Source organism: Nostoc sp. JL23 (assembly GCF_017115065.1).
Classification (GTDB): Bacteria; Cyanobacteriota; Cyanobacteriia; order Cyanobacteriales; family Nostocaceae; genus Nostoc; species Nostoc punctiforme_A.
Genome location: NZ_JABXKN010000121.1, coordinates 150638 through 157508, shown reverse-complemented (window position 1 = coordinate 157508; position 6871 = coordinate 150638). Strand labels below are relative to the sequence as shown.

The 6871-nt window shown below is 44.6% G+C and carries 6 protein-coding genes; 3 read left to right on the top strand and 3 right to left on the bottom strand.

Annotated features, from left to right (window positions below):
* Nucleotides 1-55: 55 nt before the first annotated feature.
* The 3 genes from HWQ42_RS24530 to HWQ42_RS24520 form a co-directional block, all read right to left on the bottom strand.
* Nucleotides 56-397: a 4Fe-4S binding protein gene (locus HWQ42_RS24530; RefSeq protein WP_292816864.1), complete on the bottom strand. Its 342-nt coding sequence runs from the start codon at nucleotides 395-397 to the stop codon at nucleotides 56-58.
* A 13-nt stretch (nucleotides 398-410) separates the two neighbouring features.
* Nucleotides 411-2162 carry an FAD-binding protein gene (locus HWQ42_RS24525; protein ID WP_292816862.1) on the bottom strand — a complete coding sequence of 584 codons (1752 nt, stop codon included), beginning with the start codon at nucleotides 2160-2162 and terminating at the stop codon, nucleotides 411-413.
* A 236-nt stretch (nucleotides 2163-2398) separates the two neighbouring features.
* Nucleotides 2399-2581, bottom strand: coding sequence for a hypothetical protein (locus HWQ42_RS24520; RefSeq protein WP_292816861.1), 183 nt, complete (start codon nucleotides 2579-2581; stop codon nucleotides 2399-2401).
* 185 nt (nucleotides 2582-2766) lie between these two features.
* Here HWQ42_RS24520 and HWQ42_RS24515 point away from each other — a divergent pair, with 185 nt between their 5' ends.
* The 3 genes from HWQ42_RS24515 to HWQ42_RS24505 all read left to right on the top strand — a co-directional run bounded on the left by HWQ42_RS24515 (nucleotide 2767) and on the right by HWQ42_RS24505 (nucleotide 6827).
* Nucleotides 2767-2982 carry a hypothetical protein gene (locus HWQ42_RS24515; RefSeq protein ID WP_292816859.1) on the top strand — a complete coding sequence of 72 codons (216 nt, stop codon included), beginning with the start codon at nucleotides 2767-2769 and terminating at the stop codon, nucleotides 2980-2982.
* 430 nt (nucleotides 2983-3412) lie between these two features.
* Nucleotides 3413-4759 (top strand): LLM class flavin-dependent oxidoreductase, encoded by a 1347-nt coding sequence (locus HWQ42_RS24510; protein WP_292816857.1) that lies wholly within the window; start codon nucleotides 3413-3415, stop codon nucleotides 4757-4759.
* A gap of 301 nt (nucleotides 4760-5060) precedes the next feature.
* A complete protein-coding gene (locus tag HWQ42_RS24505; protein ID WP_292816855.1) occupies nucleotides 5061-6827 on the top strand; it encodes a tetratricopeptide repeat protein in 1767 nt (588 codons plus the stop codon).
* Nucleotides 6828-6871: the final 44 nt, after the last annotated feature.

The window sequence follows — 6871 nt, the reverse complement described above, 5'->3', positions numbered from 1 at the left end:
AGCACGGTTCCGAATGGGAGGGGTGATGCAGTAATGCACACCTCGACCCTACCAATTAACTTTGATAGGGGCGCGGTAGTTGGCGTAGTTTATAAGCAGTATCTAATTCACTATTGTTTTTTCTGCCATATCCCCAACCTAAGACGCGACGATATTCACCCATGATGCCACTTTCAATTAAATCATCCTCATTGACTGCAACATTGGTGTGAGATTCAGGCGCAACATAGAGCGCATCCGCAGGACAATATGCTTCACACATGAAACAAGTTTGACAATCTTCCTGGCGGGCGATCGCAGGTGGCTGGTTAGGTACGGAGTCAAAAACATTAGTAGGACATACTTGGACGCACAGATTGCAATTGATACAGAGTTTATGGCTGACAAGCTCGATCATGATTCTGCTCCTACTACAACTTTGATACAGAGGGGGTGGTTTGAGTGGTTAGTGCTGGTGGTGTAGCGATGGCATCCTTAATCCAATCACGCCTTACCCAAAGTCTTTCTAAGCCGCCGGTTGCTTGGTAATAACGCTGATTTGGATCGGTTTTGGGATAGTCCATACGAATATGTTCGCTGCGTGTTTCCGTGCGATGTAAAGCGCTAAAATATGCCCATCGCGCTACAGCCGTCAGAGCAGCCGCTCGACGAGAAAATTCTACATCGCGCACTGTATCTTGTTTTGGGTTCCCTTGTACTTGCTGCCACAGCGTTTCTAATTTGGCCAGGGAATCCAGAAGTCCCTGCTCAGAACGCAAATAGTTCTTCTCCAACGGGAACATCTGGTCTTGTACGCCGCGCACGATCGCCTCACTATCGAATTCAGAAGATGGTGAAGGCGATGGGCTACGCCTCGCCATAGGCGATCGCAATCCGGCTTGACCAGTAGGACGTGCAACCCGTTCATTTGCTTGAGCGCCCAGACTTTTCGCAAAGGTAGCCGCCCCAACTCCAGCCCATTGCCCTGTGGAAATTGCCCAAGCAGCATTGGGGCCACCGCCTCCAGAAGCTAACCCGGCTAGAAACTCCCGCGATGCTGCATCACCGGCGGCGTAGAGTCCAGGAACCTTTGTACCGCAACTATCATCGGTCAAACGGATTCCACCTGTACCACGGACTGTACCTTCTAAAATTAGTGTTACAGGCACTCGTTCAGTATAGGGGTCAATGTCAGCTTTTTTATATGGTAGAAAAGAGATGAAATGAGACTTTTCAATTACTGCTTTGACTTCAGGTGTGGCTTTATCCAAACGGGCATAAACGGAGCCTTTCAAGAGGGCATTGGGAAGGAACGATGGATCGCGACGACCATCGATATAGCCACCAAGATCGTTACCTGCTTCATCGGTGTAACTAGCCCAGCCAAAGGGAACACCCCGTGTCACTGTGGCATTAAAAGCGGTCGAAATTGCATAGTGATTGGAAGCTTCCATACTAGAGAGTTCGCCACCAGCTTCTACTGCCATCAGCAGCCCATCACCGGTATTAGTATTGCACCCTAATGCTTTACTCAAGAATGCACAACCGCCATTCGCTAAGACTACTGCACCAGCACGAACGGTATAGTTACGATGATGTTGCCTCTGCACACCTCTTGCCCCAGCGACTGAGCCATCGTCAGCCAACAAAAGTTCTAAAGCCGGACTTTGGTCGAAAATTTGCACACCAACACGCAAGAGGTTTTTGCGAAGTACCCGCATATATTCAGGGCCATAATAACTCTGGCGCACAGATTCCCCATTTTCTTTAGGGAAACGATAGCCCCAATCTTCTACTAAGGGCAAACTGAGCCAAGTTTTTTCGATCACACGCTCGATCCAACGTGAGTTAGCGAGGGTTTTTCCTATGCGATAACGCTCCGATAAAACTTTGTCCCAATTCTCTGGAGAAGGGGCCATAATGCCGTTACCACTAGCAGCAGCAGCACCACTCGTACCCAGAAAACCTTTATCAACAATGATGACTTTGACTCCTTGGGATGCGGCTGCCCATGCTGCCCATGCAGCGGCAGGACCACCACCAATTACCAGCACATCAGCAGATAGTTGTAGTTCATTTTCTGTTAGCAATTCCTTTTCTCCTTTTTGGCAGTCACATATTTCTTTGCCACTGTGAGCGGCTTCTACAGGCAAAAATCCACTTGCCTGCATTTTAAGCACCACTTAATTTGTCATCGGTGTCATTTTCGACAATGAGCTACTATTACTGGCGTGTTTTGCTCATCTGCTTTTTTGTCTATAAAATTGCGTTAGTGGTAGCTATACCAGAGGTCTCGCTGATTTGTCCGACTAAATTATGCAGTAGATAGAGTTTGCATAATATATACAAAGAGTGTACGGCAAATTACAGTTAATATGATACTCTAATTGTTAGCTTATCAAACATTAAGTCTTGCAAGTTAATTTCTTATCTGGTTGAAAAGGTGCTGTGCGACTAAGGTTGCGACATATCCTAAACGCTCTGCTTCTAATACTAGCGATCGCGTGCGTTCATAACTAGTATCAATCGGTTCATCTGGCGCATTGAGAGGGCCACAGTTACCTCCAACAGGGGCCCAAATACCGTAGTGTGGTTCTGACATTCTTGCCTCCAAATTAAATGGGGACTAGGGAGATACAGAATCTAGATACCTCCTTGTTTTTTATCTTTATCTATGCAAATCTCATAGTATCATACGGTAACTCTACTGATTTAACGTATTATTATTCTAGTTGCAAAAATAAAGTATGTTCAAAAACATGGCTAAGTACCCTGGTGTGGGAAGTAATGGCGGTACAGCATAAATACGCCTCTCACATTCCCAAAATAGCGATCGCAAGCAATCCTTACTTTCGGGATCATTGGCAGTTGAGTCAAAAAGCTATTGGTATTGAAATTGATGATTTACCAGTACTTTATGATGCTTGGCGGCGAGAGGTTCTTTCTTACTTCTTGGATATCCCTATATCTAGACTACCCAAACTTGTGAGTGTGAATGATTGATGATAAAAAACTGCCCTTTAAGCTTTAATTTGAAACAAGCTCCCAAACAAGGAACGATTAACCTCAGAGGTTTACCGTGATAATACAATTAATTTTTCATATTTTCTAAGATTATAAGTATTACTATTTGTCAAGAAAATAGTAATACTTATAATTGAAAAATTAATTTCGTAATAAATATAGGCTTGTTAGCTATTAGTAATTATTTTTTTATGAGGTATCTTTTCAAATGTAGTCGCGAATAACACTACAAACACAAGGTTTAAGTCCTATCATTTTTATCTATCAAAGTAAGATTATGAAAATAAATTATTTTTGTTTGTTTTAGATATAATTTTCGATGTTAAAGTTTGACGAAAAATTTTTAAGAATCAACAACTACCTCAAGGGGACGATCGCCCCTGCATTCTAAACATGATACGGAGGGCTAATGAGCAGATCGAAGCAATTAAAACTGGGTGCTTTCATGCGCCCGGTAAGCATACATACAGGCGCTTGGCGCTATCCTGGGGCTTTGCCTGACGCTAATTTCAACTTCCCAGCGCTGAAACGATTCATCCAGAAACTAGAGCAGGGCAAGTTTGACGCATTCTTCATGGCTGACCACTTAGCGGTGCTAAATATGCCAATCAACGCGCTCAAGCGCAGCCATACTGTCACCTCTTTCGAGCCTTTCACCTTACTTTCTGCCCTTGCCAGCGTCACCGAACACATTGGGCTGGTAGCCACCGCTTCCACTACTTATGACCAGCCTTACCACATCGCTCGCCGCTTTGCGTCTCTCGATCATATCAGTGGCGGTCGCGCTGGCTGGAACATCGTCACCACATCAAATCCAGATGCAGCGCTCAACTTTGGATTAGAAGAAGAGGTAGAACATGACGAACGCTATGTGCGGGCTAGGGAATTTTATGATGTCGTCACGGGTCTTTGGGATTCTTTCGCTGACGATGCGTTCATTCGAGACGTAGAATCAGGGATTTATTTCGATCCCGCAAAAATTCACGTTCTGGATCATAAAGGAAAATATCTCTCCGTGCGGGGACCATTGAACATCGCCAGACCTGTCCAGGGGTGGCCTGTGATCGTCCAGGCTGGAGCCTCCGAAGCTGGTCGTCAACTGGCCGCCGAAACCGCCGAGGTCGTGTTTGCATCAGCTGGTAGCTTAGAGGCAGGTAAGGCATTCTTTGCCGACATTAAGGGTCGCGTGCAGGCGATCGGACGCGATCCAGATAGCATCAAAATTCTTCCAGGTGTCTTGGTAGTTGTGGGTGAAACCGTCGCAGAGGCGCGTGCCAAGCGTCTTCATTTGGACAGCCTAGTACATTATGACAGTGGGATAGCCAGCCTGAATAGCGCACTTGGCTACGATGTTTCGCGCTTTGATCCAGACGGCCCCTTACCGGAAATCCCGCAGACTAACGCCGGACAGTCCTCACGCGAACGAGTGATAGCACTGGCACAACGCGAGAACCTGACCATTCGACAGCTAGCTCAACGCGTCGGCAGTTACGGCGGGCTGGCCTTCGTCGGCACACCCCAAACGATCGCTGATGATATGGAGCAATGGCTGACAGAGGAAGGGTCTGACGGCTTCAACATCATGTTCCCTTTTCTTCCTGAAGGGTTGAATGACTTTGTAGACAAGGTTGTGCCAGAACTCCAACGACGGAGGATTTTCCGCCACGATTATGAGGGCAAGACACTGCGCGAAAATCTGGGACTGACACGCCCCGCCAACCGCTTTTTCCAAACCACCACCGCATCTGTCAGCTAGACATCACACAACAATGTGATGAAAATCTCTTTTCCCAGTCCTTTATTCTCAAAATATTTAGAGAGAAAAACAAAGTGCTTAGGCGTAGCCCGTCGTAGATATCGCCCACCCGTTTTGAGTTGCAAACTCGAAACTTGAGGTTCAAAGGCTCAACTTTCACTTTCAGAAGCTGCAAGTGGCTATGCCCAATGGCAAGCCACTGCTTTTAAATTATTTTTATACAAATGTATTTTTACCGCAAAGAGAGGAGATTTCCCAATGGAGACAAAGCTAGAATAAAAATAAACTTCACAAGCTGTTTATGCAATGGGCTAATTTCCTAGCCGAAGAAGCTGCTACGAATCGCTTATCTCTAGAGCAAAGGGCAGCTTTTGCAAAGTATTTTCAGACAGAAAACTTAGGTAAAAGTAAAGCTAAACTTGCCAGCGAATTAAATGTTGATATTGCTGCTTTCACAAAGTGGGTGGGTGAGGTATATGACAAGTTTGCCCAGAATTCTCCTGAGTTAGCGACTTTCAACAATCGAGACAAACTAGAAAAGTTACAAGCTTATCTGAGCGTAAAATATAATAGCGAATTAGATGCCCTCAAACCATTGGCGGCGATGAAACTATTAAAATCGCTAGTGGTTCGGGAAAGACTGCAACAAGAAGCTTGGATTGCCAGAAGAATTTGTAAATTTTTGGGATATTTGCCTTTAGCGTTAGAGTTAGTGGGACGATATTTGGATAAAATGCCAGATTTGTCTCTGGAAACACTGCTGAAGCGGCTAGAGAAGAAACGAGTGGAACATGAACCAGTAGTCAATGCTAACTCATTGATGCCTGATGAATACGGTATATTTGAAGCTTTTGAATTGAGTTGGGAACAGTTGGATGAAAATGCCCAAAGCTTTGGCTGTTTGCTAAGTTTGTGTGCTTTAGCTGACATTCCCCTATCTGTTGAGACAATAGAAGATGACAAAAAACAACAACTCAATAAGAAAGCCATAGCCGATTTACTGGAATTGCATTTACTACAACAGAAAAGTAAAGGAATTTATCGTCTAAATCCACAGATTCGACAACTTTTCCAAGTGAAATTGGATAAGTCAAGTGAGGCGGATGAAGCAAAGACTAAATTTGCAGCCATGATGTTAGAGGTAGCAAAGCTAATTCCGCAACAGCTTAACCCTGAAAATATTCTCAACCTCACTCCACATATCCCGCATATTACAGAAGTTGCAACTCACCTATCCGAATATCTGGGCGATGAAAATCTAATCACTCTGTTTACCAAATTAGCCTGGTTTTATCAAGGTCAAGGACTTTATCAGCAAGCAGAGCCTTGGTTGCAACGGTGTGTAGAACTGACTCAAAATCGTCTTGGTTTAGAACATAGCGATGTCGCCACTAGTCTGAACAATTTAGCAGTACTCTATGAAACTACAGGACGCTACAGGGAAGCCGAACCCTTGCTTGAGCAAGCTTTAGCACTGAGAAAACGCGTGCTAGGAGAAGAACATACCGATGTCGCCACTAGCCTGAGCTATTTAGGATTAATCTACGAATATACAGGACGCTATAGCGAAGCCGAACCTTTGTATCAGCAAGCTTTAGAACTGTGGAAACGCCTAGTGGGAGAAGAACATCCCCATGTTGCCACGAGTCTGAACAATTTAGGAGCATTGTATTGTTATACAAAACGCTACAGGGAAGCTGAACCCTTGCTCAAGCAAGCATTAAAACTGAGAAAACACCTGCTAGGAGATAACCATCCCGATGTTGCTACCAGCCTGAACAATTTAGCACAACTTTATGAATATACAGGAAGTTACAAGCAAGCCGAACCTTTGTATGAGCAAGCTTTAGAACTGAGTAAACGCCTGCTGGGAAATAACCATCCCGATGTTGCCATTAGCCTAAACAATCTAGCAGCACTCTACCGTTATACAAGACGCTACAGGAAAGCCAAACCCTTATTTGAGAAAGCTTTAAAAATTTGTGAACGGACTTTAGGTATAAGTCATCCGACAACTATGACGGTTCGGGCAAATTATGCCAGCTTTTTAAGAGAAGCATATCCCTAGTACCGCAAGGCGGAATTAAAAATTAAAAATTAAAAATGAATACA

Coding starts and splice junctions, on each gene's coding strand:
- HWQ42_RS24530 (WP_292816864.1), bottom strand. CDS start 397: ATGATCGAGCTTGTCAGCCATAAACTCTGTATCAATTGCAATCTGTGC.
- HWQ42_RS24520 (WP_292816861.1), bottom strand. CDS start 2,581: ATGTCAGAACCACACTACGGTATTTGGGCCCCTGTTGGAGGTAACTGT.
- HWQ42_RS24515 (WP_292816859.1), top strand. CDS start 2,767: ATGGCGGTACAGCATAAATACGCCTCTCACATTCCCAAAATAGCGATC.
- HWQ42_RS24510 (WP_292816857.1), top strand. CDS start 3,413: ATGAGCAGATCGAAGCAATTAAAACTGGGTGCTTTCATGCGCCCGGTA.
- HWQ42_RS24505 (WP_292816855.1), top strand. CDS start 5,061: ATGCAATGGGCTAATTTCCTAGCCGAAGAAGCTGCTACGAATCGCTTA.